General features: G+C 46.2%; 30 protein-coding genes and 1 tRNA gene. 13 read left to right on the top strand and 18 right to left on the bottom strand.

Annotation, left to right across the window (positions count from 1 at the left end):
* The first annotated feature begins 90 nt into the window (after window positions 1-90).
* The 4 genes from FD968_RS04805 (at window position 91) to FD968_RS04790 (ending at window position 4,691) form a co-directional block, all read left to right on the top strand.
* Complete coding sequence (locus FD968_RS04805) at window positions 91-1,410, top strand: U32 family peptidase (protein ID WP_371817745.1); 1,320 nt, start codon at window positions 91-93, stop codon at window positions 1,408-1,410.
* A 12-nt stretch (window positions 1,411-1,422) separates the two neighbouring features.
* Complete coding sequence (locus FD968_RS04800) at window positions 1,423-1,959, top strand: hypothetical protein (protein WP_215367690.1); 537 nt, start codon at window positions 1,423-1,425, stop codon at window positions 1,957-1,959.
* Window positions 1,916-2,875, top strand: a complete 960-nt coding sequence (locus FD968_RS04795; RefSeq protein WP_215367688.1) for a transporter — start codon at window positions 1,916-1,918, stop codon at window positions 2,873-2,875. Before FD968_RS04800 ends, FD968_RS04795 begins: the two co-directional genes overlap by 44 nt.
* 67 nt (window positions 2,876-2,942) lie before the next feature.
* Complete coding sequence (locus tag FD968_RS04790; protein ID WP_215367686.1) at window positions 2,943-4,691, top strand: IlvD/Edd family dehydratase; 1,749 nt, start codon at window positions 2,943-2,945, stop codon at window positions 4,689-4,691.
* A 6-nt stretch (window positions 4,692-4,697) separates the two neighbouring features.
* Here the strand turns inward: FD968_RS04790 and FD968_RS04785 are convergent, their stop codons facing one another.
* Both FD968_RS04785 and FD968_RS04780 read right to left on the bottom strand, forming a co-directional pair.
* On the bottom strand, window positions 4,698-6,362 hold the full coding sequence (locus FD968_RS04785) for an AMP-binding protein (protein ID WP_215368019.1): 1,665 nt from the start codon (window positions 6,360-6,362) through the stop codon (window positions 4,698-4,700).
* Window positions 6,363-6,385: 23 nt separating this feature from the next.
* Complete coding sequence (locus tag FD968_RS04780; protein ID WP_371817744.1) at window positions 6,386-6,952, bottom strand: 5'-methylthioadenosine nucleosidase; 567 nt, start codon at window positions 6,950-6,952, stop codon at window positions 6,386-6,388.
* Between the two features lie 2 nt (window positions 6,953-6,954).
* On the opposite strand from FD968_RS04780, the gene FD968_RS04775 reads away from it, so the two are divergent.
* A complete protein-coding gene (locus FD968_RS04775) occupies window positions 6,955-7,473 on the top strand; it encodes an adenine phosphoribosyltransferase (RefSeq protein WP_215367684.1) in 519 nt (172 codons plus the stop codon).
* Window positions 7,474-7,491: 18 nt separating this feature from the next.
* On the opposite strand, the gene FD968_RS04770 is transcribed toward FD968_RS04775, so the two are convergent.
* From FD968_RS04770 to FD968_RS04750, 5 genes are read right to left on the bottom strand one after another with little or no spacing between them, the layout of a single operon-like run.
* Window positions 7,492-7,773 carry a YqjK-like family protein gene (locus FD968_RS04770; protein WP_215367682.1) on the bottom strand — a complete coding sequence of 94 codons (282 nt, stop codon included), beginning with the start codon at window positions 7,771-7,773 and terminating at the stop codon, window positions 7,492-7,494.
* Between the two features lie 4 nt (window positions 7,774-7,777).
* Window positions 7,778-8,146 (bottom strand): phage holin family protein, encoded by a 369-nt coding sequence (locus tag FD968_RS04765; protein ID WP_215367680.1) that lies wholly within the window; start codon window positions 8,144-8,146, stop codon window positions 7,778-7,780.
* Between the two features lie 6 nt (window positions 8,147-8,152).
* Window positions 8,153-8,491 carry a YqjD family protein gene (locus FD968_RS04760; protein ID WP_215367678.1) on the bottom strand — a complete coding sequence of 113 codons (339 nt, stop codon included), beginning with the start codon at window positions 8,489-8,491 and terminating at the stop codon, window positions 8,153-8,155.
* A gap of 29 nt (window positions 8,492-8,520) precedes the next feature.
* Window positions 8,521-8,982 carry a Smr/MutS family protein gene (locus tag FD968_RS04755; protein WP_215367676.1) on the bottom strand — a complete coding sequence of 154 codons (462 nt, stop codon included), beginning with the start codon at window positions 8,980-8,982 and terminating at the stop codon, window positions 8,521-8,523.
* A 7-nt stretch (window positions 8,983-8,989) separates the two neighbouring features.
* Window positions 8,990-9,286 (bottom strand): hypothetical protein, encoded by a 297-nt coding sequence (locus tag FD968_RS04750; RefSeq protein ID WP_215367674.1) that lies wholly within the window; start codon window positions 9,284-9,286, stop codon window positions 8,990-8,992.
* Between the two features lie 377 nt (window positions 9,287-9,663).
* On the opposite strand from FD968_RS04750, the gene FD968_RS04745 reads away from it, so the two are divergent.
* Window positions 9,664-10,200 (top strand): hypothetical protein, encoded by a 537-nt coding sequence (locus tag FD968_RS04745; RefSeq protein WP_215367672.1) that lies wholly within the window; start codon window positions 9,664-9,666, stop codon window positions 10,198-10,200.
* Between the two features lie 98 nt (window positions 10,201-10,298).
* Here the strand turns inward: FD968_RS04745 and FD968_RS04740 are convergent, their stop codons facing one another.
* From FD968_RS04740 to cysS, 7 genes are all read right to left on the bottom strand, one after another.
* Window positions 10,299-10,871: a phasin family protein gene (locus FD968_RS04740; RefSeq protein WP_215367670.1), complete on the bottom strand. Its 573-nt coding sequence runs from the start codon at window positions 10,869-10,871 to the stop codon at window positions 10,299-10,301.
* Between the two features lie 201 nt (window positions 10,872-11,072).
* Window positions 11,073-11,167, bottom strand: a tRNA-Ser gene (locus FD968_RS04735).
* A gap of 88 nt (window positions 11,168-11,255) precedes the next feature.
* Window positions 11,256-12,506 (bottom strand): aspartate kinase, encoded by a 1,251-nt coding sequence (locus FD968_RS04730; RefSeq protein ID WP_215367668.1) that lies wholly within the window; start codon window positions 12,504-12,506, stop codon window positions 11,256-11,258.
* A gap of 76 nt (window positions 12,507-12,582) precedes the next feature.
* The gene (tilS, locus tag FD968_RS04725; RefSeq protein WP_215367666.1) at window positions 12,583-13,884 is read right to left on the bottom strand and encodes a tRNA lysidine(34) synthetase TilS; all 1,302 of its coding nucleotides are present in this window, start codon (window positions 13,882-13,884) and stop codon (window positions 12,583-12,585) included.
* Complete coding sequence (locus tag FD968_RS04720; protein WP_215367664.1) at window positions 13,850-14,821, bottom strand: acetyl-CoA carboxylase carboxyltransferase subunit alpha; 972 nt, start codon at window positions 14,819-14,821, stop codon at window positions 13,850-13,852. Before FD968_RS04720 ends, tilS begins: the two co-directional genes overlap by 35 nt.
* Window positions 14,822-14,830: 9 nt before the next feature.
* On the bottom strand, window positions 14,831-15,487 hold the full coding sequence (locus FD968_RS04715) for a DNA-3-methyladenine glycosylase (protein ID WP_251367644.1): 657 nt from the start codon (window positions 15,485-15,487) through the stop codon (window positions 14,831-14,833).
* Window positions 15,487-16,908, bottom strand: coding sequence for a cysteine--tRNA ligase (gene cysS, locus FD968_RS04710; RefSeq protein ID WP_215367662.1), 1,422 nt, complete (start codon window positions 16,906-16,908; stop codon window positions 15,487-15,489). The genes FD968_RS04715 and cysS overlap by 1 nt, the downstream gene beginning before the upstream one ends.
* A gap of 60 nt (window positions 16,909-16,968) precedes the next feature.
* Here cysS and FD968_RS04705 point away from each other — a divergent pair, with 60 nt between their 5' ends.
* The 3 genes from FD968_RS04705 to FD968_RS04695 are packed head-to-tail and all read left to right on the top strand — an operon-like array spanning window position 16,969 to window position 19,098.
* The gene (locus FD968_RS04705; protein ID WP_251367643.1) at window positions 16,969-17,805 is read left to right on the top strand and encodes a tetratricopeptide repeat protein; all 837 of its coding nucleotides are present in this window, start codon (window positions 16,969-16,971) and stop codon (window positions 17,803-17,805) included.
* Between the two features lie 4 nt (window positions 17,806-17,809).
* Window positions 17,810-18,313, top strand: a complete 504-nt coding sequence (locus tag FD968_RS04700) for a peptidylprolyl isomerase (protein WP_215367660.1) — start codon at window positions 17,810-17,812, stop codon at window positions 18,311-18,313.
* A complete protein-coding gene (locus tag FD968_RS04695; protein ID WP_215367658.1) occupies window positions 18,310-19,098 on the top strand; it encodes a UDP-2,3-diacylglucosamine diphosphatase in 789 nt (262 codons plus the stop codon). The genes FD968_RS04700 and FD968_RS04695 overlap by 4 nt, the downstream gene beginning before the upstream one ends.
* Here the strand turns inward: FD968_RS04695 and FD968_RS04690 are convergent.
* Window positions 19,095-19,883 carry an inositol monophosphatase family protein gene (locus FD968_RS04690; RefSeq protein WP_215367656.1) on the bottom strand — a complete coding sequence of 263 codons (789 nt, stop codon included), beginning with the start codon at window positions 19,881-19,883 and terminating at the stop codon, window positions 19,095-19,097. The genes FD968_RS04695 and FD968_RS04690 overlap by 4 nt on opposite strands.
* Window positions 19,884-20,013: 130 nt before the next feature.
* Between FD968_RS04690 and FD968_RS04685 the strand changes: the two genes are divergently transcribed.
* Complete coding sequence (locus FD968_RS04685) at window positions 20,014-20,760, top strand: RNA methyltransferase (RefSeq protein WP_215367655.1); 747 nt, start codon at window positions 20,014-20,016, stop codon at window positions 20,758-20,760.
* Window positions 20,761-20,783: 23 nt separating this feature from the next.
* A complete protein-coding gene (cysE, locus tag FD968_RS04680) occupies window positions 20,784-21,542 on the top strand; it encodes a serine O-acetyltransferase (RefSeq protein ID WP_215367653.1) in 759 nt (252 codons plus the stop codon).
* Between the two features lie 11 nt (window positions 21,543-21,553).
* Here the strand turns inward: cysE and FD968_RS04675 are convergent, their stop codons facing one another.
* Window positions 21,554-22,177, bottom strand: a complete 624-nt coding sequence (locus tag FD968_RS04675) for a peptidylprolyl isomerase (protein WP_215368011.1) — start codon at window positions 22,175-22,177, stop codon at window positions 21,554-21,556.
* A 160-nt stretch (window positions 22,178-22,337) separates the two neighbouring features.
* Here FD968_RS04675 and FD968_RS04670 point away from each other — a divergent pair, with 160 nt between their 5' ends.
* Both FD968_RS04670 and FD968_RS04665 read left to right on the top strand, forming a co-directional pair.
* Window positions 22,338-23,462 carry a cupin domain-containing protein gene (locus tag FD968_RS04670; protein WP_251367642.1) on the top strand — a complete coding sequence of 375 codons (1,125 nt, stop codon included), beginning with the start codon at window positions 22,338-22,340 and terminating at the stop codon, window positions 23,460-23,462.
* A gap of 109 nt (window positions 23,463-23,571) precedes the next feature.
* On the top strand, window positions 23,572-23,751 hold the full coding sequence (locus FD968_RS04665; RefSeq protein ID WP_215367649.1) for a hypothetical protein: 180 nt from the start codon (window positions 23,572-23,574) through the stop codon (window positions 23,749-23,751).
* A gap of 91 nt (window positions 23,752-23,842) precedes the next feature.
* On the opposite strand, the gene bamC is transcribed toward FD968_RS04665, so the two are convergent.
* Both bamC and dapA read right to left on the bottom strand, forming a co-directional pair.
* Window positions 23,843-24,988 carry an outer membrane protein assembly factor BamC gene (gene bamC / locus FD968_RS04660; RefSeq protein ID WP_215367647.1) on the bottom strand — a complete coding sequence of 382 codons (1,146 nt, stop codon included), beginning with the start codon at window positions 24,986-24,988 and terminating at the stop codon, window positions 23,843-23,845.
* On the bottom strand, window positions 24,985-25,857 hold the full coding sequence (gene dapA / locus FD968_RS04655) for a 4-hydroxy-tetrahydrodipicolinate synthase (RefSeq protein ID WP_215368009.1): 873 nt from the start codon (window positions 25,855-25,857) through the stop codon (window positions 24,985-24,987). Before dapA ends, bamC begins: the two co-directional genes overlap by 4 nt.
* Window positions 25,858-25,967: the final 110 nt, after the last annotated feature.

The raw sequence follows: 25,967 nt of genomic DNA, 5'->3' as shown, positions 1-25,967 counted from the left end.
TTGAAATACCCCCTAAATTAGGCTGATTCGACCTAATTTAGGGGGATTGATCTATAAGCAAATGGGTAAAGCAGGCATTAAAATAGCCCCATGATGAAAATGCCTGAACTCCTAGCCCCTGCGGGTAGCCTGCAAATGCTCGAAACTGCTTTTGATTTTGGAGCAGATGCTATCTATGCTGGTCAGCCTCGTTATTCCTTGCGTGTTCGCAATAATGACTTCGGAAAAATGGAAGTTCTCAAACAAGGCATTGATACTGCACACGATTTGGGTAAGAAGTTTTATCTAGTTTCCAACTTGCTGCCACACGGCGGCAAAACCCGCACTTATATTCGGGATATGTCACCTGTGGTGGCGCTTAAACCCGATGCTCTCATCATGTCTGATCCAGGTTTGATCATGATGGCCAGAGAAGCGTGGCCTGATATGCCAATTCATTTATCAGTACAAGCCAATACTGTTAATGGTGCCTCCGCTAAGTTTTGGCGCTCAGTTGGTATCAGCAGAGTAATTCTTTCACGTGAACTGTCTTTTGATGAAATTGAAGAAGTTCGTCAAGACTGTCCGGAAATGGAACTTGAAGTATTTGTACACGGCGCCTTATGTATTGCCTATTCTGGACGCTGCCTGCTGTCTGGCTATATGTCTCACCGTGATTCCAACCAGGGTGCTTGCACCAATGCCTGCCGTTGGGATTACAAAGTTAAACCAGGGCAGCAAACTTCTAGTGGTGATGTTGTTTTACTTCAAGAGGCTCGTCGTCCAGATGAATTGATGCCGATGGAAGAGGATGAGCACGGCACCTACATCATGAACTCGAAAGACTTACGTGCTGTTGAGCATATCGAAAGACTCACTAAGATGGGTGTTGACTCTTTCAAGATTGAAGGGCGCACTAAGTCCCCTTATTATGTATCACGCACCGTCCAAGCCTATCGTTCAGCGATTGATGACGCAGTTGCTGGCAGACCCTTCGACACAAGCTTGCTAGGCAACCTCGAGGGTCTAGCGAATCGTGGTTATACCGATGGCTTTTATGAACGTCATCATGACAAGGAATACCAGCTCTATATGCGCGGCTACTCCCTTTCCGGTAGAAGTCTCTATGTTGGCGAAACCTTGGAGCTCGATCAAGTCAATGGTCGAGTCAAGGTAGATGTCAAAAATCGTTTCTCCGTAGGTGATAAGCTCGAAGTCATTGAACCTCAAGGCAATCAAGATCTTGTTCTCGATGCTATGTGGAATATGGCTGGTGAGTCAATTACTGTTGCCCCAGGATCAGGTCACTTTGTTTGGATCAAGTGTCCACTAAAAGGCAAGAAAGCCTATATTGCACGCTACACCAATGAACCCGCCCCAGCAGAAGCCGCAGGTGCTTGCTCTAACGGTGAATCTTGTTGTAATGCTTAACACTGAATTTTTATGACTACTCCTACTGCTCCACAGGTAAGGCACAACTTCAAGCAGGGATTGATAGAAGAAGTGAAAAAGGCAATGTCGCTTTCTATCTATTTTGGAGTATGGTTCTGTTCGCTGACTTTTTTAGCTGTTACAGCGCTTCATGAACGCCCTATTCCACTAACCCCTTTTGGGCTGGCGCTCGTAAAGGGGGCGATCTCTGCAAAATTTATGTTGATTGGCCAAGCCATCTACCCTATTAAAGTTAGTAAGCATCATGGCATTTTGAGATCACTAGTTACGCAGTCTTTCTTTTATCTTGTCATCGTGCTGGCACTCAACTATCTCGAGGCGGGAATAGATGGTGCCATCCATGGAAAAAACTTTTTCGTGTCTATGACAGCCTTTGGCCAAGCTGATCCGCTGCATGTACTGGCCATGGCGATTGTTTATTGGTTAATCGTATGGCCATATCTGATTTTCACAGCTACCGTCATGATCATGGGCAAAGAAAACATTGTCACTCTACTTTTTGGCACCAGAAATTCATCTGGAAATTGATTTGATGATGCGGCAATCCTTTGTCCGCTTATTGGGATTATTGGCAGGTCGCCTTTATCTGATTTTCGCCCTCGCCATTTCCCTGGGCTGTCTATCTGTTCAAGCACAAGAAATTGAAGCGCGCGCCTATTCGAATGCGCCGATTGGCATGAATTTTATTACTGGTGGATTGGCACAAGCCAAAAGCGGGTCATACACTCTCAATACTCAAGCGATTAGTCTGACGCACGTTCTCGAAGTTGCTGGCCAATCTGGAAGATTGACCCTAGTTCTGCCCTATTCAGAATTAACGGGCACAGGACAAGTTGGCGGCCAAGCTATTAATGCTTCTGCCGAGGGTCTTTCAGATCCCATCATAAAAGCTTCGGTCAATCTCTATGGGGCACCTGCACTTTCGAATAGTGAGTTCAAGAACTATCAACAAGATCTCATCATTGGGGCAAGTATTGCTGCCACTATTCCATGGGGTGAGTACAACAGCAATCAAATGATTAATGTCGGTGCAAATCGATCTTTGATCCAACCAGCAATGGGACTCTCTCAAGCAGTAGGCCCTTGGAGACTAGAGCTTGCAGGCATGGCAACGATTTACACCAGCAATACTAGCTATCTGGGTAGCAATACCCTTTCTCAAAACCCGATCTACTCTGGTGAGACTCATGTTATTTATTACTTCCCCAATACCGCATGGATTTCTGCAGATGCCACTTATTTCACTGGTGGGCAAACTTATATTAATGGCAACCCAATTAATGGTGTCCAAGAAAATTGGCGATTTGGTAGCACCCTCTCTTATCCAATCGATAAACAGAACTCCATACGCCTCACTGGCAGCAAAGGGGTTTACTCACGTACCGACACAAGCTACAACGCCGTTGGCATTTCCTGGCAATATCGCTGGGGTGGCAACCCCTAGGTAATACCTCACTCAAATAGCTACAATGGGCAAAATAGCCTTTTAATTATTTACCTTTGAGACAAACATGAGTTCCAAGCCAAAAGACAGCAAAATCCCATCTGAGACAGGTCTGCGTAAAGGCCTCACAAGTTACGGCGACAAAGGCTTCTCATTATTTTTGCGCAAAGCATTTATCAAAGGCGCTGGCTATACCAATAGCGCTTTAGATCGCCCAGTCATTGGCATCATTAATACTGGTAGCGCCTATAACCCATGCCACGGCAATATGCCTCAACTATTAGAAGCAGTAAAGCGTGGCGTGATGTTAGCTGGTGGACTGCCCATGGAATTTCCCACAATCTCCATTCATGAAAGCTTTGCTGCACCAACGAGCATGTATCTGCGCAACCTGATGTCTATGGATACTGAAGAGATGCTGCGCGCACAGCCTATGGATGCGGTGGTGATGATTGGTGGCTGCGATAAGACGGTACCCGCCCAAATGATGGGCGCTGCTTCAGCAGGTTTACCCGCCATTCAATTAATTACCGGCTCGATGCTGACTGGCTCACATCGCAGTGAACGCGTTGGTGCGTGCACCGACTGTCGCCGCTATTGGGGTAAGTTCCGTGCTGGGGAGATTGATGAGATAGAAAAAGATGAAGTAAATGATCAATTGGTTGCCAGCGTAGGGACTTGTTCTGTAATGGGTACTGCTAGCACTATGGCCTGCATCTCTGAGGCTCTTGGCATGACGGTACCAGGAGGCGCAACACCCCCTGCTGTTACGGCAGATCGTATTCGGGTTGCAGAAGAAACAGGTGCTTGTGCTGTACAGATGGCAAAAGATGGTTTGACCATTGACAAAATTTTGACTGCCGATGCTTTTGAAAACGCCATGCGAGTTTTACTAGCGATTGGCGGATCTACCAACGGCATCGTTCACTTGGCAGCAATTGCTGGAAGAATGGGTCTGGAGATTGATCTTGATGCGCTCGACAAAATGGGTAATGAAACCCCAGTCTTGGTTGACCTTAAACCATCGGGTGATCATTACATGGAAAATTTCCATGATGCTGGCGGCATGACTACACTTTTACGTGAGTTAAAGCCCCTACTAAAGCTCAACACCATGACCGTTACTGGAAGGACCTTGGGGGAAGAGATTGATGCAGGCCCGCCTAGCTTTAAACAAGATGTCGTTCGTAAAATTGATAACCCAATTTATCCACGCGGTAGCATTGCAGTACTGCATGGCAACCTTGCACCTGGCGGCGCCATCATCAAGCAATCTGCAGCTGATGAAAAACTGATGGAACATGAGGGTCGTGCAGTTGTTTTTGAAAATTCTGAAGACCTAGCCAACAGAATTGATAGTCCAGATTTAGATGTCACCGCCGATGACATTATCGTTCTCAAAAATATTGGCCCTAAGGGTGCGCCAGGAATGCCTGAAGCTGGCTACATTCCGATCCCAATGAAGCTGGCTCGTGCTGGCGTAAAGGATATCGTGCGCATCTCTGATGGTCGCATGAGCGGCACCGCCTTTGGCACGATCGTGCTGCACGTGACCCCTGAGTCCGCTATTGGTGGCCCCTTAGCCCATGTTCGTAATGGTGATCGTATTCGTCTAAGCGTCAAGAATCGTGAGATCAGCCTACTGATTTCTGATGAAGAGCTAGCTCAGCGTGCAAAAGAGAATCCAATTACTCCGCCTACCGCTGAACGTGGCTATAAGAAGCTTTTCCTCGACACCGTGACTCAAGCAGATAAAGGCGTGGACTTTGATTTCTTAAGGGCAGCCAAGATGGTAGGCAAAACTCCAAGTAAGTAAAGCAGCTCAGAGATTTCTGAGTTCGCGCCGCAGAATTTTCCCAACATTGGACTTGGGGAGTTCATGTATAAACACCACCTTTCTTGGACGCTTGTAACTTGTGAGATGTTCTTTGCAATACTGCAAAACGTCAGCTTCAGTCGTATGGTGATTTGATTTAACGACGTAAGCTTTGACGATCTCACCTAGCTTACGATGTGGCACACCTATCACTGCACATTCTTTAATGCCAGGCATTTGTGACAGGACATCTTCCACGTCATTTGGAAATACCTTAAATCCAGCAACGACGATCATGTCTTTCTTACGATCAACGATCTGTATGTAACCATCATTGGTAACTAAGCCAATATCACCCGACTTAAAGTAGCCATCAGCAGTCATACAATGGGCCGTTTCTTCTGGCTTATTCCAGTAGCCCGCCATCACTTGCGGCCCTTTAATGCAGATTTCTCCTGCAGTGCCTTGAGGCAGCTCCACTTCATCATCATCCAGTATCGCAACATCAGTGCTTGGCAGGGGTACACCAATGTGGCCAGTGAAATGCTTTTCTAGAGGGCTGTTTACACACACCACAGGAGATGTTTCTGATAAACCATATCCCTGAGCAATTGGGGAACCTGTTAAAGCCTGCCAGTGATCAGCCGTTTTCTTATGGACAGCCATACCACCACCAATTGTGACTAGTAAATTAGGAAGTTTGACCTTTTTAAATTCGGGGCGATGGATCAATGCATGAAACAGTGTATTGACACCGGGGAAAATATTAATCTTAGGATGTTTGGCGAGCAGTTTAATAAAGCCATCGATGTCTCTTGGGTTTGCCACCAGTATTAACAAGGCGCCTTTAGCAATGCCCAAAAGAGCGCAAGCAGTCAGAGCAAAGATATGCGTCATGGGCAAGGCACATAAGAAATGGAGTTGCTGATCTTGACGATGCTTAAGACCAGGATTTAACCAAGACTCAATCTGCATCACATTCGAAAGAATGTTGCGGTGGAGCAATACAGCACCCTTAGAGGTTCCTGTAGTTCCACCGGTGTATTGCAAGAATGCAATGTCGTCCAAACCGATCTCGGGCTTCTGAAATGAATGCTGACTGCCAATACTTAATGCTTGTTTGAATTTGGTATGAATAACATCCCATGGCGGCACGATCTTCTTGATATTTCGGGCAACCCAATTGACAAGAAGGCCTTTGAGACCTAACAACTCTCCAGGACTGCTGACAATCACCTTCTTTAAGGAAACTTGTTGCGCGATCTGCTCATAAGTGCTGGCAAAGTTTTCCATGAGGACCAATACACTTGCGCCACTATCTAATAATTGAGCCTCTAACTCTCGAGAGGTATACAGCGGATTAATATTCACCACGACATAGCCTGCTCGCAATGTCCCGAGCATAGCAACAAGATACTCAATCACATTTGGGTACATGAGTGCTACCCGAGCACCCTTCTCTAAGCCCAATGTTTGTAAATAAGAGGCGAAGTCTTTTGAGAGGCGATCAAGTTGACGATAAGTAAAAAACACACCCATAGACTCGACCACTTTACGGTTAGCAAAGCGATCAAAACATTCCTCTAAAAAGTCTGTTAAGGATGCATGGGAAGGAGCGCCAATTTCCTGCGGAACGCCTGCAGGATAGTTCTTTAGCCAAGGGTTTTGGATGCTCATGTGTTTATGTGAATGTGCTAACTTAATATTTGCTTGAGTCTATCGATAAATAGCTCTTGGCCATGATTCACTTTTTCTTGCCAATCGTTGCCGGAGTTCTCATTAGCATCATCAGTGATGTATTTGAAGGACTGCCATGGAATCTGGTGTTGGTGGGCTACGGCTGCAATTGCGAATAGCTCCATATCCACCACATCAATCCCCTGACTGTGTAGCCAAGGATCCTTCGCAGTCACAAAGCTATCTCCAGTACCGCATAAAAATTGACCTGAGGATAAATACTCGGAAGGTTTATTGCAAAACGGGGTTTGACCGCGGGGAGCCAGCGGCTCAGTATTCATATCACGCTGAATTACCCTTCCAATATCCAATAAGCCATGCAGCTCAGGATTAACCTTCCCAACAGTACCAAAATTGATGATTCGCTCAGGCGCATAGTGATGAATTGCCTGAATACAGCTTATCGTTGCATTAATCTTACCGATACCGGAGTAAACGATTTCGACACCCGCAGGAAGAGCATCGCGCTTGAGCTCGCTATCTAATGCGGTAATAATGAGGTAACTCGTTTTCATGTCTGCCATATATGAATTTATTAGATTATCTACCCGGTGTACCCGACTTTCCGAAACCTGGAATTCTCTTTAGGGATATCTCCCCATTGCTCGCAAACCCAGTAGCCTTCAAAGAAGCTATTGCGAAACTCTATGAACTGGCCCAATCGTTTGACTATACCCATATTTTAGGCATTGAATCCCGCGGCTTTATCTTTGGGGCCGCCTTGGCACATCATGCACATAAGGGCCTTGCCCTGGCCAGAAAACCCAATAAGCTACCCTTAGCTAGCCATCGTGAGTTTTATGGGCTTGAGTACGGACAAGATTCCTTAGAGATTCAGAAATCAACCCTGCCTAATAATGCCCAGGTTCTATTGCTTGATGATGTTTTGGCTACTGGTGGAACACTCATTGCAGCTGATAAATTGTTACGCAATGCGGGATTTACAGTGTGCGGCGCCATCACCTTATTAGAAATTGGCGCGCTCAATGGCAGCGCTATTCTCAATGAGCATGGTATTCCTAATAAATCGGTTTTGATTAGCTAGTACATTAGTCAGCTTCGACTAGACCAGCTTCTTGGCGCTTTTCAACAACTTCATAGCGCCCCAACCTACCGCCAATACCTTACTCGCTAATTTAGGCTTGTAATGAGCCAGGGCTGCAAAAGCACTGGTCCATAGTAATGGGTTATCTTTCAAGAAATGGATGGCATCCATGCCTTTATCCGCCCAGGAGAGCGGTTTTTCCCAGGGCTCAAAGTGTTGAGAAAATTCACGCCGCTCACGGGCTGATCTTTCTTGAAGCTCTTGACGACGAGCCTCCAGGGTTTTGAGTGTTGCGTCCATAACTTTACCGTGAGAGCTCTTCTTTATCTTTGGCCAATTCAGCAATCGATGCTTCGAATAGCTTGGGCATGCTCCTTAGGGATTGCATGATCACTAAGGCGAGAATTAAACCGATGGAGATAAACGCACCAGTCAATAAACTCAATGCCAGCATCCGATCAGATTCCCAGCTGTAAATGACGATGACCAAAGCCAGCATCACCAAGCCAAAGAATAGAAAAAATAATGCGCTCACAATCATCACCAATAGGCTGATAAATTTGCTTCTGGCAATTTGCACATCTACTGATAAAAGTTCTAAACGTGTTTGTGCTATCGATGCGCCAGTAGAGGCAAGATTTTTAATGGAGGAGAGTAAATTTTCTTGAGACATGCGAGCCTAGCGACGACGAATAAAAAGGCCAATCAATAAACCTAATCCTGCTGCAACCCCAACTGCCTCCCAGGGATTGCGGTGCACGAAATCATCAGCGCCTTCGGCGACTACTTTAGCCTTTTCAGTTAAAGTGCCTTCGAGATTGGAAAGGCTCACTTTTGCTCCTGAAAGAGTCTCAAGCGCCTTATTGCGAATAGAGCTAATTGTTTCGCTTGGATGGTCCTCAGTGGCTTTTATTAAAGCCTCAGCGTCTGCCATTAAGGATTTGAATTCGCCAATCAATTGATCTGCGCTAGAGGTGACAGCCTCTTGAGCCACTGCGTGTTCTGATTTTTTATTCATCCTATAACCTTCCTAGATATACGCCCATTCTAAGCACTTCTTCGAGTAGATCCCAGCAATAAGACTGTCATACCTGCATTGCCTGCCTTGAAGTGCTTTAAATACTGCTTTAAGCCTGGGCGTTGTTTCAATAATGCCTGGCATGCTTGGGTACCATAAGGCACTTGCTCACCGTAGTAATACTCTTCTATGCGATCTGCATAACGATTATTTTCCAGCGCTTCATGAATAGCCCATTTGATACGGCCACCCTCACCTGAAGATCCGTACCCATGAATCAAGATGATTGCCTTGATGCCAAGCTCGCTAGCCATCCGCAGATATTCGGTGAGCTGCTCTAACGCCTCCTCGACTGTGGGTAGGCCCCGCTTAATATTCAGCTCAACAGTATCCGTGCTTACATTTGGTAGAGATACAGATCCACAGTGTGGGCACTTACCAAATAAACCACGTACATTGCCACACTCAGGGCACTCAGCAATCTGAGTCATGAGACCCTTAAGAGCAATACTTCACTTCAAGCGCTCCAGCATCTGTAGATTTGTCATCAACCATTAAGTTGAGCTTCTTGTGCGCGATCTCTCTGTTTTCTGGAGTCTTGAGATGACGATCAATCAAGCTGGCTACGTCCTTACGAATTGAAGTGTTGCCATATTGCAAGCCCTTCAATGTAGAAACTGCCTCAGCAGAAATCTTGCACTGCTGAGTTACCAACGCAGATGAATCTGATGTGGTATTTGCATACGCAAATGCCGCTACAGAAATGGTTACAACTGCTAATAGAGTCTTCTTCATCTTAGTTCCTTATTTTGTGACCACATGTTGGGCAACAACCCAAATCTTTTGCCTTCGTTTTTCTGAGGGCGGCATACACACTGGATTCTGAAATCTTCATCTTTCTAGCGGCTTGAGCTGCGCTCATGCCCTTGCCTATCCACTCCAAGGCCTGATGTGTTTTCGGTATCTGTCTCTTCATTTCATCTCCCAGTCGACACACTATATCACAACTTCACAACTTGTGAAGTTGTGAAGTGTAGTAATTTCACTATGACAAACCCTAGGTTTGGGCCTCATTTGTCAATGCTTAGAAAATGAAGACGCGGCTCAGTTTTTGAATAAAGGCTCGGTTTTGGACGGACGATAGTATGATTTGGAGATCTAAGGAGCCATATATGTACCGTTTTGTATTGTTACTAGCCGTCAGCTTTGGGCTTATCGCCTGCGCCAACAACGATAAGAAAATCAGTTCATGGGAAGTGAATGATGTATATCAATCCACCATCGCCACCCCCAATGGCTCTGGTGGAAAAACATATGTAGGGCCATCTATCAACACGATGGATGAATCCAATACTTACGAGATGTTCAATCTGCGTAGCGAGATTTCACCGGCGGGAGCTAAAACTTATGAACTCCAGGTGCACCTCACTTATTTCATGCAAATGCGTAATTACGATTCCGCAACACTTCTCAATGGACCTGTAAGCACTTTCAAGGTGATTTCTAGAGAAGCTGGTCTATGTGAAGCTAGAGGCTGCATCTTTAAAGAACTGCTATCAATCCAGCTAACTGATGCATTTTTAAAAGAACGTATTAAAGATGGCTTTCAATTAAACCTTTCTTCAAAGGCTGGCATCAGCACGGTAGTCTATGTTCCACCCCAGTATCTCAAGGGCTACTTAAAAGCAGTTGACGGCACGAACTATTAACAGGCCTGAAGCATTGCTGCATATAGCTTAACACTGAGTGCCGAGAAATAAAAAACCGCCCGAAGGCGGTTTTTTATTGAAGCAAATAAGGCTAAAAATTAAGCAGCTTTACGTGCTTTTGCAGCTGGCTTAGCAACAGCGTATTGGCTTTGAATGTTAGCCAATGCAGCGTCAACACTTTTCTCAAAGTTTGCGAATGCATCAGTTGCTGTAGCGCGAACTTGGTCAAACTGTTGGAGTGAAGCATCAAATGCAGTTTTGAATGCAGATACAAATGCCTCAGAACCAGCAGGAACAGTCTTAGTAGCTTCTTTAACAAACTTAACTAAGTCATCACGTGCATCATCGATAGAAGCGTCAACAACTTGAGCAACTTCTTTGTTGCCGTTGCGTACAACTTTGCTAACTTTAGCTTGGTAAGCAGCAGCGTACTTAGCAGCTTCTTGAGCTGTTTCAGGCTGAGCTAATTTAGCTAATTGTTGTGGATCTTTAATAGCCAACAACTGTGAGCTTGCATCTTGTGCAGCAGACAATGCATCTTTAGCAGCAGCTTGGTTGATTTCTGCCAATTCTTGTGCACTTTCAACAGCAACTTGTGCCAAATGTTTAGCGTTTTCAACAGCTTTAGCTTGAGCTTGAGCGATTTGATCGTTTAATTGATTCTGGAACATGGTTAATCCTTTATTTAGTTAATGGTTACATAATTTATTGCGATGCACCATTGTAAGAAATATTTTGCTGTGATGCAACATTTATTTGTTGCAAAGCAATATAAACAGTATGGTTTTTGTCGTTTTTTTGCAAAATTGAATACATTTAGGCAACAAAAAACCCAGTAACTCATTGAATTTACTGGGTTTATTGAAAAGTACTGGCGGAGACGAGAGGATTCGAACCTCCGATCAGAGTTTTAGCCCCGATGCTCCCTTAGCAGGGGAGTGCCTTCGACCAGCTCGGCCACGTCTCCGTACTTTTTACTACCTTTTTACCGCTAATGCGCCCCACAGTTTAACGGATAACCATTTATGAGGGGCTTTGCTGCCCTTTTGATGGATTTACTTCTGATCGAGCTCAAACGCTTTATGTAAGGCGCGTACAGCCAACTCCATATATTTCTCATCAATCACGACAGATATCTTAATTTCGCTAGTGGAGATCATGAGGATGTTGATGCCCTCTTCTGACAATGTACGGAACATCTTGCTGGCAATGCCAACGTGAGAACGCATGCCAACACCCACCACTGAAACTTTAGAAACTTTAGGATCGCCTGAAATCTCTTTTGCTTCAATATGCGCTTGAACTTTGTTCTTCAAAATATCCAAGGCCTTTTGATAATCAGCACGAGGCACCGTGAAAGTGAAGTCTGTCTTACCTTCTACAGATTGATTTTGAATGATGATGTCCACATCAATATTGGCATCAGCGATCGGGCCAAGAATTTGATAGGCGATACCTGGGCGATCAGGAACTCCTAGAACGGTAATCTTCGCCTCATCACGCGCAAAGGCGATGCCGGAAATAACTGCGGCTTCCATAGTGCTATCCTCTTCAAATGTAATCAAAGTGCCTGACTTCATCTCTTGGTCTAAAGGCATCAATGGGTCTGTCAACGATGACAGAACACGGGTTTTAACTTTGTACTTACCTGCAAACTCAACTGAGCGGATCTGCAATACCTTGGAGCCGAGGCTAGCCATTTCCAGCATCTCTTCAAAGGTAATCTTGTCTAGGCGACGCGCATCTTCACAAACACGTGGATCGGTTGTATACACACCATCAACGTCGGTATAGATTAAACACTCATCTGCCTTTAATGCAGCAGCCATCGCAACAGCAGAAGTATCTGAGCCACCGCGACCTAAAGTCGTGATGTTTCCTTCTGGGTCTACCCCTTGGAAACCGGTGACCACTACTGCACGACCTGCATTGAGATCGTTCAGAATCTTTTTGTCGTCAATGCTCTTAATGCGCGCCTTGGTAAATGAAGAATCGGTATGGACGGTCACTTGCCAACCTGCGTAGCTAACCGCATCAATACCTTCACGCATGAGAGCTAAGGCAAGCAAGCCTGAGCTGACCTGCTCACCAGTAGAGGCAATTTGATCCAACTCACGTGGATTTGCTTCGGGATTAATTTCTTTTGCCAAACCAAGCAAGCGATTGGTTTCGCCTGACATGGCAGAAGGCACTACGACCACCTGGTGGCCAGCACGCATCCATTTAGCAACGCGTTTAGCAACATTCGCAATGCGCTCGACTGAGCCCATTGAGGTGCCACCATATTTATGAACGATAAGAGCCATAAAAACCGTCTGTTTAACTATCTGTAAAGGGCAATTGCTTACCCAAGGGTCTTAAAAGGGCCTATTTTACAGGGTTTTAAACCGACAAAGCCTGCTCTTGCCACTCGGGCCAAACTCGAGGCCCTGAAAGCACAAGGTGTGGATGACTAACACCTACACCTGCCACTGCAATCAGTTCATTGTCGACATATAGCAATGGCGCATTACGTTGCCACGGAGGAATATCAGCCTCCTGAAAAAGATTCTTTAAGGTTTTTCGGGGGCTATTGGGTTTAGTTTGAAGCTTTTCGGATCCTGACCGAGTTTTGTTGGTGATGCGCCCTTCTTTTTGAGCACTTTTCACCCAGGCGGCGGGTAATCCTGGTTTTTGACTACTTGGGGTAATCGCTTTAAAAACCCACTGACCCGAAGTGGGACTCACTACTTGTAATTGCCCACGCCAAAGCCGAATCACTTTGCCATCATGCATCCACTCCAGTTGCGCGTCCGCTTTAACAGCTACCAGATCACGCCACCAAGAATTCAGACGCTCTTGCGATGGCATAGCAAGTTCATTAGCTCTTAACCAATAACGTAATACATTATTGGCTGCAGCTTGATCTGAGTTATGCAAATTCAGCAGTCGTTTTAGATCAAGACCATCTTTTGTCAAAATAGCTTTTCCATCTTGAACAGCCAGACGATCCAATAATACTTGCGCCTCACTGAGTAAAGATGCGCTACGGGCTAAATTGGCAATTGCTTCTGGTTGAATCTTTTCCAGCTTTGGAATGATGTCTTTTCGAATTGCATTACGTCTGTATTTGCGATCTTGATTACTAAGATCTTCAATCCATTTGAGCTTGTGTTCTTTAGCATATGCCTCAAGCTCCGCTCTACCTTGATCTAGCAGTGGACGCCACAGCGTAATTGGCGTGGTGCCTGACTGAATGAACTTATTGGCTGGCATGCCCGATAGCCCTGCCACACCAGCACCGCGCAGAAGTTGCAATAGAACGGTTTCAGCCTGATCGTTTTGGTGATGGGCTAGCAGGAGATCTTCGACGCCATATTCTTCACAGAGATCGGCTAATGCCTCATAGCGCCCTGCTCTTGCTCTAGCTTCAGTATTGCCATCTTTTGTGTCTAGGTGAAGTAAACGAAAATCAAAATGAACTTTGTATTTCTGGGCGAGCTTTTCGCAAAAGATTAGCCAATCATCTGCAGGCTTTTGCAAACCATGATGAATGTGAAAAACAAAAATTTCAGTGTTCTTATTTTTGGCTTGCGATTTGCAAACGGTATCGAGCAAAACAACCGAATCGAGACCACCACTTAAGGCGACCGCAATTCGTTTTGCTGGCTTAAGGCTTGGCTGTGATTTCCTTGAACTTGCCATAACTCATTAGACGCTCATGGCGACGCTCAAGCAATGCATCAGTCTTCATGCCCTCAAAGGTTTTGATTGATTCAGCGAGGGATTTGCGCATATTGCTCATCATGACATCGTAATCACGATGCGCACCACCAATGGGCTCAGCCACAATCTTGTCGATTAAGCCAAGTGCTTTTAATCTTTGGGCAGTTAAGCCTAACTGCTCTGCAGCCTCGGAAGCCTTGTCTGCAGTCTTCCACAAGATGGAAGCGCAACCCTCTGGAGAAATCACAGAATACGTAGAGTTCTGCAACATCAGGACGATATCGCCCATCGCAATTGCCAAAGCTCCACCTGAGCCACCTTCACCAATAATGGTAGCGATGATGGGCACCTCAAGCTCGGCTTGAACATAAAGGTTGCGACCAATCGCTTCCGATTGATTGCGCTCTTCTGCATCGATACCTGGGAATGCGCCTGGCGTATCAACAAAGGTAAATACCGGAATACCAAACTTTTCTGCAAGGCGCATGAGGCGCATTGCTTTGCGATAACCCTCAGGACGACTCATGCCAAAGTTACGCAGTGCACGTTCTTTAGTATCGCGACCTTTTTGATGGCCAATCACCATACAAGGCTGATTATCAAAACGCGCTAGACCGCCAATGATGGATTGGTCATCTGCAAAAGTACGATCGCCATGAAGTTCGTGAAAGTCGGTAAATAAGGCGCCAACATAATCTAAGGTGTAAGGACGTTGTGGATGACGTGCAACTTGTGACACCTGCCAAGGTGTTAAGTTCGCATAGACATCTTTTGTGAGTTGAAGGCTTTTTTCAGATAGTGTTTTGATCTCATCGGAAATATCTACCGATGACTCATCTTGCACAAAACGGAGCTCTTCAATCTTTGACTCTAATTCAGCGATTTGTTGCTCAAAATCCAGGAAAGTCGTTTTCATAGTCTGATTTTAATATTCAACCGGGATCGGGTCGATACTTCTCCACATATACCAGGTGGCAACCGTGCGCCATGGGGCCCAATTGGCAGCCACTTCTCTCGCCTCATGACGGCTAACAGGCTCACCACTGAAGTAATTGAGGGAAATAGCCTTAATTAGACCAACATCATCTAGGGGCAGGATATTAGGGCGAACCATATTGAAAATGAGGAACATCTCTGCAGTCCAGCGCCCAATGCCACGAATCGAGCTTAATTCCTTGATGACACTCTCATCATCCATATCTTTCCATTGATTGGCGTGCAATCGACCAGAATCAAAGTGATCGGCTAGATCGCGGATGTATTCCACCTTACGACCAGACAATCCCGCAGCCCTCAACTCTTCGACGGTGAGCGCCAAGATATTTTTAGGGTTCACTTTTTTCTTGCTTGCGATGAGCACTCGATCCCAAACCGCTTGCGCAGCTGCTACCGAAATTTGTTGTCCAACAATTGCTCTAGCCAACGTTGTAAATGCATCACCGCGCGTCACCAAAAAACCGGTTCCATATTTGGGAATGAGTTTTTTCAAAATACGATCATGCTTCATCAGCTCACGACAAGCCTGTTCCCAATAGTCTGGGGCTACTTCTTTGAGCACGGAATCTTCTTTTGCTTTTGGCACTATGCTCTACGCCATTCAGTAATACCGCCTGGCTTGTCTTCCAAGACAACGCCCTGCTCTAGTAAAGTTTTTCGAATCAGATCCGCTTTAGCAAAATCTTTTGCTTGCTTAGCGGCAACCCGCGCAGCTATTTGCTCCTCGATTTGCTCAGGACCTAAACCACCCTGATCTTTGGAGCCAGCTTGCAAAAATGTGGTCGGATCCCTCTGCAAGAAATTGAGCGCACCACCCAAAGACTTGAGAACACTCGCAAGCATTTGCTTTTCATCGCCTTGAGCGCGGTTGACTTCACTTGCTAGATCGAATAACACAGCAATCGCCTCGGGCGTATTAAAGTCATCATTCATGGCATCAGCAAAGCGCTTAGCCCAGGGATTATTCGCGTCCAGAGGTGTATTGGCTAAGTTGGACGCCTGTGACAATGACGTATAAAGCCTGACCAAGCCAGCACGCGCCTCTTCCAATTGCGCATCACTGTAATTAATCGGGCTGCGGTAGTGGGCCTTGAGCATGAAAAAGCGTAGCACTTCAGGGTCAAAGCTTTTTAGGACATCCCGAATTAAGAAAAAATTACCCAATGATTTGGACATCTTCTCTTCATTGACCCGTATGTGGCCGTTGTGCATCCAGTAATTGACAAACGGTGCATCATCATCTTTGCGATTTTGTCCGTACAGTGCGCCTTCGCTTTGAGCGATCTCATTTTCGTGATGAGGGAACTGTAAGTCTGCCCCGCCACCATGAATATCAAAGTGCTCACCGAGTAAGTCACAGGACATGGCAGAGCACTCAATGTGCCAGCCTGGGCGACCTTCACCCCAAGGCGAGCTCCAGCGGGTATCCGCGGGTTCTTCAGCTTTTGCACTCTTCCACAACACAAAATCCAATGGATCGCGTTTACCACCACCCACTGCAACACGTTCACCAGCATTTAGCTCATCTAGAGACTTGCCAGAGAGTTGACCATAGCGTGGCAATAAACGAACTGCAAAATTCACATCCCCATCTTCTGCCTGATAAGCCAGCTCATTCTCAATGAGCCTACCAATCATGCCTTGCATTTGTGTAATGTAATCGGTTGCACGCGGCTCCTGATCTGGATGCATCAAACCCAACTCATCAGAGTCGGCATGCATGGCGTCAATAAAGCGATTGGTTAATGCGGCAATCGGCTCACCATTTTCCAGGGCGCGATTGATGATTTTGTCGTCAATGTCTGTGATATTGCGGACATAGAGAACCTCATAGCCACTAGCTCTAAGCCAGCGGACCACCATGTCAAATACGATCATGACCCTGGCATGGCCAATGTGGCAGAAATCGTAGACCGTCATGCCGCAGACATACATCTTCACCTTACCCGGTACGATGGGCTTAAAAACCTGTTTAGAACGGCTAAGAGTGTTATAGATTTGCAGCATAGGGCTATAAAGGTGAGGCAAGTAGCGCCAATTTGTTAGACTGAGCGCTGAGTATATCGAATGAGCCAGTTTTTCACCCCTTCCCTTATGTTTGCAACCCTCAAAGCACCGATCTCCACCCTTTTGACGACCTTTGCCATGGTCTCCAGCTTTTTGCTGATAACTGGGTGTAGCACCCCTGCCCAGCAACTGGCAAACGCAGAAATCGCTGCGGTGAATAAGCAGGAGGCAACTTCTCCTCAGGCCAAAACGCAAGCCTATTTAGGAAGCTATGGCCCGACAGATCCGCCAAGACTCACAACCGATTCTCCTTATGATCCACTCAACCCTGAATTATCAGAGACCGTTGGTGTGCCCTTTTTATCTTTCCTGATTATTGAACCGGATCCGGTCACCAAAAATGCGGTGCCGTCAGATGTAGAAAAATTGGTGAAAGCCCGCAAATATCAAGACGCGATTGATCTGATCAATACTCGCCTCAAAAAGACTCCGCAGAATGTACAGCTACGTTATGTGAAAGCGCGCTTACAAATTGAGTTACGAGATTTTGATGGCGCCAAGAAAACTTTAATTGAGATTACTCAGCAGTTTCCAGAATTACCAGAGCCGTATAACAACCTTGCAGCCATTGCAGCCAATCAAGGTAAATGGATCGAAGCGCGCGACTATTTAGAGCTTGCACTCAAGCTCAGGCCTAGCTACAGCACTGCCGCGGCTAACTTGGGTGAGGTGTATGTGCGACTGGGCGCCAAGGCTTATGAGGACGCAGCAGCCAATACCCAACTCAATCAACGCCTGTATGCCAATCGCGCTAAGTATCTGCTAAATCTCATCAAGCCTCAAACCAAAGGCCCCGCAAACACTAATCCATCCACTAACTCTCCAGAAGGTAAATAAAACAATGGCAAAGGTTCTTCTTAAAACCAATCAAGGCGATATCACCCTCACTCTTGACGCTGCTAAAGCTCCAAAGAGCGTTGCAAACTTTTTGCAATACGTTAAAAGTGGTCATTACGATGGCACGATCTTTCATCGCGTCATTAATAACTTCATGATTCAGGGTGGCGGCATGACTGCCGGCATGAAACAAAAGCCAACTGGCGCAGAAATTGAGAATGAGGCCAACAATGGTCTCAAGAATGAACGTGGCACGGTTGCCATGGCTCGCACCAGCGATCCACATTCTGCAACAGCGCAGTTTTTTATTAACGTAAATGACAATGACTTCCTAAACCATACCGCCCCAAATGCACAGGGCTGGGGCTATGCCGTATTTGGCAAAGTAACTGACGGCATGGATGTGGTGGATACAATTCGCAAAGTGAAGACTGGCAATTCTGGCTTTCATCAAGATGTACCAGCAGAAGATGTTGTGATTGAGAAGGCCTCCGTTCTCGAGGAATGATCCCGCAACACGCGAGCGCGCTGCTCATCTCAGACCTGCACCTCACGCCGTCAATGCCCTTGACGGCGCAGCGCTTTTTTGACTTCTGTGAAAAAGATGCCTCTCAGGTGGAAGCTGTTTTTATTCTGGGCGATCTTTTTGAATACTGGGTGGGTGATGATGCATCTGCACATTCCCCCTTTCAGCAAGAAGTGAAACGCGCCCTCGCTAGTCTTTCTAATAAGACCAAAACGTATTACATCCATGGCAACCGAGATTTTCTTGTGGGACCCACATTCTTAAAGAAGACTGGTATGACAGCGTTGGCTGACCCGTCTCTTGTGGACATTGCAGGTCAGCAATACTTATTGGCTCATGGTGATGCTTTATGTACAGCAGATGTGGGTTACCAAGTATTTCGCACATGGGTCAGAAAACCTTGGGTGCAAAAAATTTTCCTTAATCTACCTTTAGCATGGCGCCGCTCAATTGCAAACCAGTTGCGCAGTAATAGTCATTCACAATATCAGCGCAATGCTATGACATCTCCCGGTCTAAATCACATCAAAACGAATGTCACGCTAGAGGCATGTGCTGCAATACTGCGCAGTCATGCAAGCAATCAGTTAATCCATGGTCACACGCACTTACCTGCCCATCACCAAGAACGGTTGGGCGAGCAAACCTGGCAACGCTGGGTTTTATCTGACTGGGATTTAGATCATCCCGACGGCGCCAGACCAAGAGCGAATGCACTCTTGATCAACGCTCAAGGCGTACAAGCCCTCGATTTGATTAAAGCTTAAGAAACAGAATACTTAGACAGTATTTGCACCATTTGAGCATAAATACGTGGGTTTGCTGCCATGACTTCACCGCTCTTCAGAAAACCTTCTTCACCACGGTAGTTACCAATTAAGCCGCCAGCTTCTGTAATTAATAGGGCACCTGCTGCCATATCCCAAGGCTTGAGATCACTCTCAAAGAAACCATCGTAACGCCCTGCTGCAACGTATGCGAGATCCAAGGAAGCTGCGCCAGGGCGGCGTAAGCCAGCACACTGACGTGACATTTCTGCAAATACCTTGAGATATTTTTCGAGGTCTTGATCTTCACGATAAGGGAAGCCCGTACCAATTAATGAATTGGCTAGACGATCTTGCGAGCCAACGCGTAAACGACGGCGATCTAAATAGGCGCCTGCACCACGAGTTGCGGTGAATAATTCATCCCGAGTAGGGTCGTAAACAACTGCTTGCTGGGTTACACCATTCACTGCTAAAGCAATTGACACCGCGTATTGCGGAAAGCCATGAATAAAGTTGGTAGTGCCATCCAATGGATCAATGATCCATACGTTCTCTGCATCAGTATTGTGTTCGCCTGTTTCCTCAGCCAAAAATCCATGTGTTGGATAGGCTTCACTCAGGGTTTCGATGATGGCCGCTTCAGCGGCTTTGTCCACCTCAGTCACAAAATCATTGTGCTGTTTGCGATCAACCTGGAGACGCTCTAAGTTCAGAGAAGCGCGATTTATAACGGTTCCAGCACGACGGGCAGCCTTTACGGCCACATTTAACATGGGATGCATAGTATTGATGGACAAATTAAATAAGAACGAGCCTGTAATATTGCCCAAACTGCATGACAATACGAAGCTAATACCCTGATTCTAAACGATTTGCATATTGCACTTCTGACTCACTTTACCTAAGATGCCGATGAATATCGATCAAGCCCACCTCCTGCGCTGGGTTCTCGTGGAAACAAGCCACCCCGGCAACGTGGGTTCGGCGGCAAGAGCCCTCAAAACGATGGGCTTTGATGATCTTCGCTTGATCAACCCAAAAATACAGGCTATTGCCACTCAACCTGAAGCCATAGCCCTAGCCAGTGGCGCCCTTGACCTTCTTGAATCTTCACGGGAGTCAGAGTCTTTAGATAGCGCCGTAGAGGGTTGTTCGCTGGTTCTCGGACTCACTAGCCGTGATCGTGAGTTTGGCCCTCCAGCCTTAGACTGGGTGTCGGCTAGGAGGCTCATTACGCAAACGGTCCGTAATCAAGGTCAAGTTGCCCTCATTTTTGGGCCAGAGCGAACCGGCTTAGAAAACCATCACCTGTCCCTATGCACCCATCGGGTTTGGTTAGATGCCAATCCTGACTATCCATCCCTCAATCTTGCGCAAGCTCTCATGGTCTGCGCTTACACCCTAAGAGAGGCGCTATCAGAGGGTATTTCAAAGAATTCTATTGAGAATGGAGATTTATCTGACTTTGCTGATCCAGCAGCTGTTGTAGCCATGCTGGAACATTGGCGTGAGGGCTTAGAGGCAATTGGTTATTTAGATCCTGCCAATCCCAAGAAGCTCATGCCCCGCCTAGAGGCCTTATTTGCTCGCAGCCGACTGCGTAAGGAAGAAATCGACCTATTGCGTGGGATCGCAAAACAGATGCTCCTGAGAAAATAAGCCAGCCCCGTTAAAATCAAGCCATGTTTAATTCACTTTTCGACCAAGTCGACTCCATCATCGTTCGAGACCCCGCCGCAAGAAATCGTCTTGAGGTGATTACCTGTTACCAAGGTTTGCATGCAGTTTGGCTCCATCGCATCTCCCATTTTTTATGGAACTTGGGTTTGAAGTGGATTGCTCGCGTGCTCTCGATGGTGTCACGTTTCATTACTGGTATTGAAATTCATCCAGGCGCCAAGATTGGTCGTCGCGTATTTCTTGATCATGGTCTTGGCATTGTGATTGGCGAGACTACCGAGATTGGTGATGACTGCACTATCTATCAAGGTGTTACTTTAGGCGGCACATCGCTTTACAAGGGCGTTAAGCGTCACCCTACTCTTGGTAAAGGCGTAGTAGTCAGTGCTGGTGCAAAAGTACTTGGCGGCTTTACTGTTGGCGATGGTGCTCGTGTTGGATCAAATGCTGTGGTCTTAAAAGAAATCCCCCCCGGAGCAACTGCAGTAGGAATTCCAGCGCGCATCTTGCATCCGGATTTACCACAAAGTGCCGATAGCAAAACCAAAGAATACTTTTCTGCTTATGGCGTAACGCCGAATGTGGATGATCCAGTATCAATGGCACTTAAAGGTTTGATTGATGCCACGATCATGCAAGAAGCAAAGATTGCTCAACTTGAGCAGGCGCTTGCCAAGCTAAGCAATACGCCTTCTGATGCCGCTACTAGCAGTGATACCAAGCGCGACCTTGATGCCATTAAAGAATGGCTTAAAGAGTAATTAGGTGAAGATTAATGCAGGGTACGCGGTGCTTGGCCCTGCAAGCCTAAAGCCTTCTCGAGGAAATCTTCCTCATCATCTGCATCTTCATTGGGCATACCAAAGGTAAAGTTCTCACCACCCTCAGGATGACGATTTTCAATTTCATCTTCGGTGGCTGCGCGCACATCTTCTACCTGCACCCAGAAACGCAGAGCCATGCCTGCAAGAGGATGATTGCCATCTAATACCACTTGATTATCAGCAACATCAGTCACCGTGTAGATTAACGGCTCATCGTCAACATCATCAGATTCCTCCGCAGAAGCCAAAACCTCTTCAGATTCTTCATCAGCATCGGAATCAGGAACACCTTCAAATTGCATACCCACTTCTAAGGGTTCAGGGAAACGGGTGCGTGGCTCAATCTTGAGCAACTCTGGGTCGTACTCACCAAATGCCTCACTAGGCTCTAACTGAATGGTCGCTTCGTAGCCAACATCTTGACCATCTAGCAAAGACTCAATTTTGGGGAAAGTACCTTCATATCCACCGTGCAGGTATACCATCGGAGAATCTGGTTCCTCGATGACATTATTTTGTGCATCGGTTAATTTATATCGAAGGGATACGATAGTATTTTTTTCAATCTTCATGCGCAATTTGTCGTACATTCGTTTTTAATGAGTTAACACTAGCCTTTACTTTATGACTTCATTTTACTTGAGCAAGCCTTATCAACCGCCCCAGGCACCTCAAAACCTGCCTTTAAACGAGTCCTGGGCTCTTTTTGGGGGAATTAGCCCCGAACAGTTTATGAAGCGGTATTGGCATAAAAAGCCCTTGCTGATTCGAGGAGCCATTCCTGCCTTTGCACTTTCTGCCCAACAGCAGGAGCGCCTAGATAGCCCGATTTCTTTCGATCAGCTGGTCCAGTTTGCCAACCAAGATGAAGTGGAATCTCGCCTCATTCAATCAAAGCCTTGGCGTTTTGAGCAAGGACCCTTCCAGAAAAAATCCATCCCGAAAGTAGATAAACCAGATTGGACTTTATTACTGCAAGGGATGGAAGCGCATCACCCTGCTGCCGCAAAGATTTTGTCTTGGTTTCGGTTTACTCCAGATGCCCGCTTGGATGATCTGATGATTAGCGTAGCGGGTATTGGTGGTGGCGTCGGTCCACACTTTGACTCTTATGATGTGTTCTTGATTCAAATGTCTGGCAGAAGACAGTGGCGTATTTCCAAGCAAAAAGATTTAAGCCTTAACCCTAATCTACCACTGAAGATTTTGCAGAAGTTTCAATGCGAGCAAGAATGGGTTCTAGAGCCAGGCGATATGCTCTATTTGCCACCACATATTGCACATGATGGGGTTGCTTTAGATCCAGGCTGTCAAACCTGGTCAGTTGGATTTCGATCTCCTAGCCTTAGAGAATTACTACAAGAAGGTTTGTGGCGACTTGCTGAATCCTTAGAAGATATGCCGGAGTTAGAGCGTAAATTTGCGGACCCCAAGCAAGCTGCAACAGCAGCAGCCGAACAACTCCCAGAAGAGCTCATTAAGCAGTTGCATGAACAATTAGGGAAGTTGAAGTTAGATCGCATTGATGGCTTTTTACCCGGCATCACTGCCTACCTCTCTGAACCCAAACAACAGGCGTATTTTGATGGGCCCAAGAACCCTCTCAACCCTAACCAATTCCTCAAGACTTTGGCCAATAAAGTCCTTATTCCCAGCCCTCAAACCCGTATTTTGAGCCTTGGAAGGCAAGTTTTTTGCAACGGAGACAATGTCAGCAAAGGTCAAAAGGCGGATGTGACTTCAGCCTGGGGTACTTTGTCGGCCGCCAAAAGATTGCAAACCAAAAAGCTAAAAAATATCGGCAAAACAAGTCTTTATGAAGCCTATTGTGCTGGCTGGCTAATTTTCGAACACTAGGACAGGTGTGGCTATAATAATTACAGGAAACTACCTAGGGATTTGCCCTCGGTTCTTCCCACAACAATTATCGATAATTGGTGTTTAATTTTTTTAGAGGAAATTACAAATGAAGAAGTCACTCGTATTCGCTGCAATGTTAGCTATCGCTTTGGCCGCTTGCGGTAAAAAAGAAGAAGCAAAGCCTGCTGAAGCTCCTGCTGCTGCTCCTGCAGCTCCTGCTGCTGAAGCTCCTGCTGCTGCTCCTGCTGCCGCTCCAGCTGCTCCTGCTGCTGACGCTAAGAAGTAATCTTCTTCTTGAAGAAAAAAAGCCGCTGCAAGGCGGCTTTTTTATTGGGCTCAATTAGTATCTGAGCTTGTATTTTTTAAACTTTGATTAATTACTTGGTTAATTGCTCAGTCAGCAAGGTTAGCAACTGGAAGCCAGCCGGAGTATTTTCAGGCTTGCCATCAGCATCTTGAACGTAGACATTCGCAGAATTTTCTCCAGTGCTCTTCACAATAACTTGATATTTCTTAGCTTGAAGCTTTGAGTCGTCTTTGCTGCTAAAGAGATTAGAGAAAAAGCCTTTCGAATCACCTACATCCTTCGCATTTACATAGCGCACGAAATATACGCCCTGTGAGCGGTTGCGATCTTCCACCGTAAAGTTAGAGCGGTCTAGGGCTAAGCCTACATCACGCCAAGAACGATCAAAGCCAGCACTAAGTTCAATAAAGCCTTTGTTATTACCCTCTTGAACAAACTTCGCCTTAGGGGTCTTAGGACCCAAAGGAGCGGCAACCATTGCTTTGGCCTGTTCCTGAGTCATACCAAGGCGCTCCATCAAACGCGCCAAAAAGACAGCCTCTAACTCTGGGTCATTCGGTCTCGGAGTCCAAATAGTTGAAAGACAGGCGCCAGTAGTATCCGTCACACACTTTTCAATTGCACCGCGTTGTGTAATATAAATCTCGGTTTCACCAGGCTTAACAACCTCTAAGCGAGTTTTATATTTATCTCGCTCACCGGTATCGTATAGAGAATCAATTGCACCACCAATAGTCGAGCGAATCCAGTCTTGTGCAATTTTGGCGCGATTCTCCGCCCAGTCAGTTTCCATGATGCCTGTTGAAGGTGAATCAACAACTAACAAGAAACCATTCTCCTGCCAAAAATCTTTTACTTGTGGGTAAAGTTCTGGAGCTGGCTTTTCAACCACAAGCCACCTACGCTCACCATCTTTGGCGATACGCATACCTGGGATACCCGTCATCACATTGCTTCGCATTTGCGCTGATTTTTTAACAGCAGCGTTGTACTCAGACATGGTGGCCGTACCGTCTTGCACGATATAACGACGGTCAGCTTGAGCGGTAATTAAATCGGGTGGGTATGACAAGTTGGGGCCACGAACTGCACCAGAACTCTTATAGTCAACCGTATCACTGCTAGTAACTGATTTACAAGACGTTAAAGCTAGGGCAGCCGTTAACAACGCCAATACCGATAAGCATCGGCGAAATAGCAAAGACACATTCATCATAGTAAGTTAGCCTGTTTTAATGCTGCCTTCAATGGCTCTCTTAGTGAGGTACTCAAAGGGGTTAAGGGTAAGCGAATACCCGCGGTAATCTTGCCCATCTCATGAAGAGCCCATTTGACGGGAATTGGGTTGGCTTCAGTAAACATCGCTTTATGTACGGCGATCAATTGATATTGAATCTCACGCGCTCTTTTAACATCATCTGACATCGCTGCAACGCATAGCTCATGCATGAGGCGTGGCGCCACATTGGCGGTAACCGAAATATTGCCCTTGCCACCCATCAACATCAGCATTGCTGCAGTTAAATCATCACCAGAGAATACTGAAAAATCATGATGCCCGGCACGCTTCAGATCATTGATTAACAAAGTGCCACGCTCTAGGCTGCCAGTCGCATCTTTAATCCCGATCACACCGGGTACAGCGGCCAGACGGACCACAGTATCACCCGAAAGATCAGCAACAGTGCGTCCTGGTACGTTATATAAAATGACTGGGAGATCTACAGATTCAGCAATTTTTTTGAAGTGTGCATACATACCCTCTTGCGTTGGCTTGTTGTAGTAGGGAACTACTTGCAGACTGGCATCAGCGCCAACCTTTTTAGCAAATTCAGTAAGCTCAATGGCTTCTGCAGTAGAGTTTCCACCGGTGCCAGCAATTACTGGAATACGCCCTGCAAGATGTTCTACGGTTACACGAATCAGTTCGCAATGCTCTTCAACAGAAACCGTCGGTGATTCACCACTAGTGCCAACAATAACGATGCCATCCGTACCTTCAGATACATGCCAATCCAATAAAGATTTAAGACTGCCGAAATCTAAACTGCCATCGTCAAACATCGGCGTAACAATGGCTGGCATGCTGCCAGAAAGGGTCTTTTTACTACCTTTGGAATGAGCTGTATTTGTCACCGAATGTATACCGATTTTTAGCTGTCTTAACCCTGAAATTGTAACGGAATGCGCCTATT

The organism is Polynucleobacter sp. AP-Titi-500A-B4, assembly GCF_018688095.1.
Lineage (GTDB): Bacteria > Pseudomonadota > Gammaproteobacteria > Burkholderiales > Burkholderiaceae > Polynucleobacter.
Note: the sequence above shows the minus strand (reverse complement) of the source record. Positions and strands in the feature narration are given on the sequence as shown.

Bases quoted from the DNA above. Each gene is read 5' to 3' on its own strand.
- FD968_RS04695 (WP_215367658.1), top strand. From the start codon at position 18,310: ATGATCCCGCAACACGCGAGCGCGCTGCTCATCTCAGACCTGCACCTC.
- FD968_RS04750 (WP_215367674.1), bottom strand. From the start codon at position 9,286: ATGAAGAAGACTCTATTAGCAGTTGTAACCATTTCTGTAGCGGCATTT.
- tilS (WP_215367666.1), bottom strand. From the start codon at position 13,884: ATGGCAAGTTCAAGGAAATCACAGCCAAGCCTTAAGCCAGCAAAACGA.
- dapA (WP_215368009.1), bottom strand. From the start codon at position 25,857: ATGCCAGCCATTGTTACGCCGATGTTTGACGATGGCAGTTTAGATTTC.
- FD968_RS04690 (WP_215367656.1), bottom strand. From the start codon at position 19,883: ATGCATCCCATGTTAAATGTGGCCGTAAAGGCTGCCCGTCGTGCTGGA.
- FD968_RS04775 (WP_215367684.1), top strand. From the start codon at position 6,955: ATGAATTTATTAGATTATCTACCCGGTGTACCCGACTTTCCGAAACCT.
- FD968_RS04755 (WP_215367676.1), bottom strand. From the start codon at position 8,982: ATGACTCAGATTGCTGAGTGCCCTGAGTGTGGCAATGTACGTGGTTTA.
- FD968_RS04770 (WP_215367682.1), bottom strand. From the start codon at position 7,773: ATGGACGCAACACTCAAAACCCTGGAGGCTCGTCGTCAAGAGCTTCAA.
- FD968_RS04685 (WP_215367655.1), top strand. From the start codon at position 20,014: ATGAATATCGATCAAGCCCACCTCCTGCGCTGGGTTCTCGTGGAAACA.
- FD968_RS04705 (WP_251367643.1), top strand. From the start codon at position 16,969: ATGAGCCAGTTTTTCACCCCTTCCCTTATGTTTGCAACCCTCAAAGCA.
- FD968_RS04765 (WP_215367680.1), bottom strand. From the start codon at position 8,146: ATGTCTCAAGAAAATTTACTCTCCTCCATTAAAAATCTTGCCTCTACT.
- cysE (WP_215367653.1), top strand. From the start codon at position 20,784: ATGTTTAATTCACTTTTCGACCAAGTCGACTCCATCATCGTTCGAGAC.
- FD968_RS04740 (WP_215367670.1), bottom strand. From the start codon at position 10,871: ATGTTCCAGAATCAATTAAACGATCAAATCGCTCAAGCTCAAGCTAAA.
- FD968_RS04800 (WP_215367690.1), top strand. From the start codon at position 1,423: ATGACTACTCCTACTGCTCCACAGGTAAGGCACAACTTCAAGCAGGGA.
- FD968_RS04805 (WP_371817745.1), top strand. From the start codon at position 91: ATGATGAAAATGCCTGAACTCCTAGCCCCTGCGGGTAGCCTGCAAATG.
- FD968_RS04745 (WP_215367672.1), top strand. From the start codon at position 9,664: ATGTACCGTTTTGTATTGTTACTAGCCGTCAGCTTTGGGCTTATCGCC.
- FD968_RS04665 (WP_215367649.1), top strand. From the start codon at position 23,572: ATGAAGAAGTCACTCGTATTCGCTGCAATGTTAGCTATCGCTTTGGCC.
- FD968_RS04730 (WP_215367668.1), bottom strand. From the start codon at position 12,506: ATGGCTCTTATCGTTCATAAATATGGTGGCACCTCAATGGGCTCAGTC.
- FD968_RS04790 (WP_215367686.1), top strand. From the start codon at position 2,943: ATGAGTTCCAAGCCAAAAGACAGCAAAATCCCATCTGAGACAGGTCTG.
- FD968_RS04720 (WP_215367664.1), bottom strand. From the start codon at position 14,821: ATGAAAACGACTTTCCTGGATTTTGAGCAACAAATCGCTGAATTAGAG.
- FD968_RS04700 (WP_215367660.1), top strand. From the start codon at position 17,810: ATGGCAAAGGTTCTTCTTAAAACCAATCAAGGCGATATCACCCTCACT.
- FD968_RS04670 (WP_251367642.1), top strand. From the start codon at position 22,338: ATGAAGCGGTATTGGCATAAAAAGCCCTTGCTGATTCGAGGAGCCATT.
- FD968_RS04760 (WP_215367678.1), bottom strand. From the start codon at position 8,491: ATGAATAAAAAATCAGAACACGCAGTGGCTCAAGAGGCTGTCACCTCT.
- FD968_RS04780 (WP_371817744.1), bottom strand. From the start codon at position 6,952: ATGGCAGACATGAAAACGAGTTACCTCATTATTACCGCATTAGATAGC.
- bamC (WP_215367647.1), bottom strand. From the start codon at position 24,988: ATGATGAATGTGTCTTTGCTATTTCGCCGATGCTTATCGGTATTGGCG.
- FD968_RS04675 (WP_215368011.1), bottom strand. From the start codon at position 22,177: ATGAAGATTGAAAAAAATACTATCGTATCCCTTCGATATAAATTAACC.
- cysS (WP_215367662.1), bottom strand. From the start codon at position 16,908: ATGCTGCAAATCTATAACACTCTTAGCCGTTCTAAACAGGTTTTTAAG.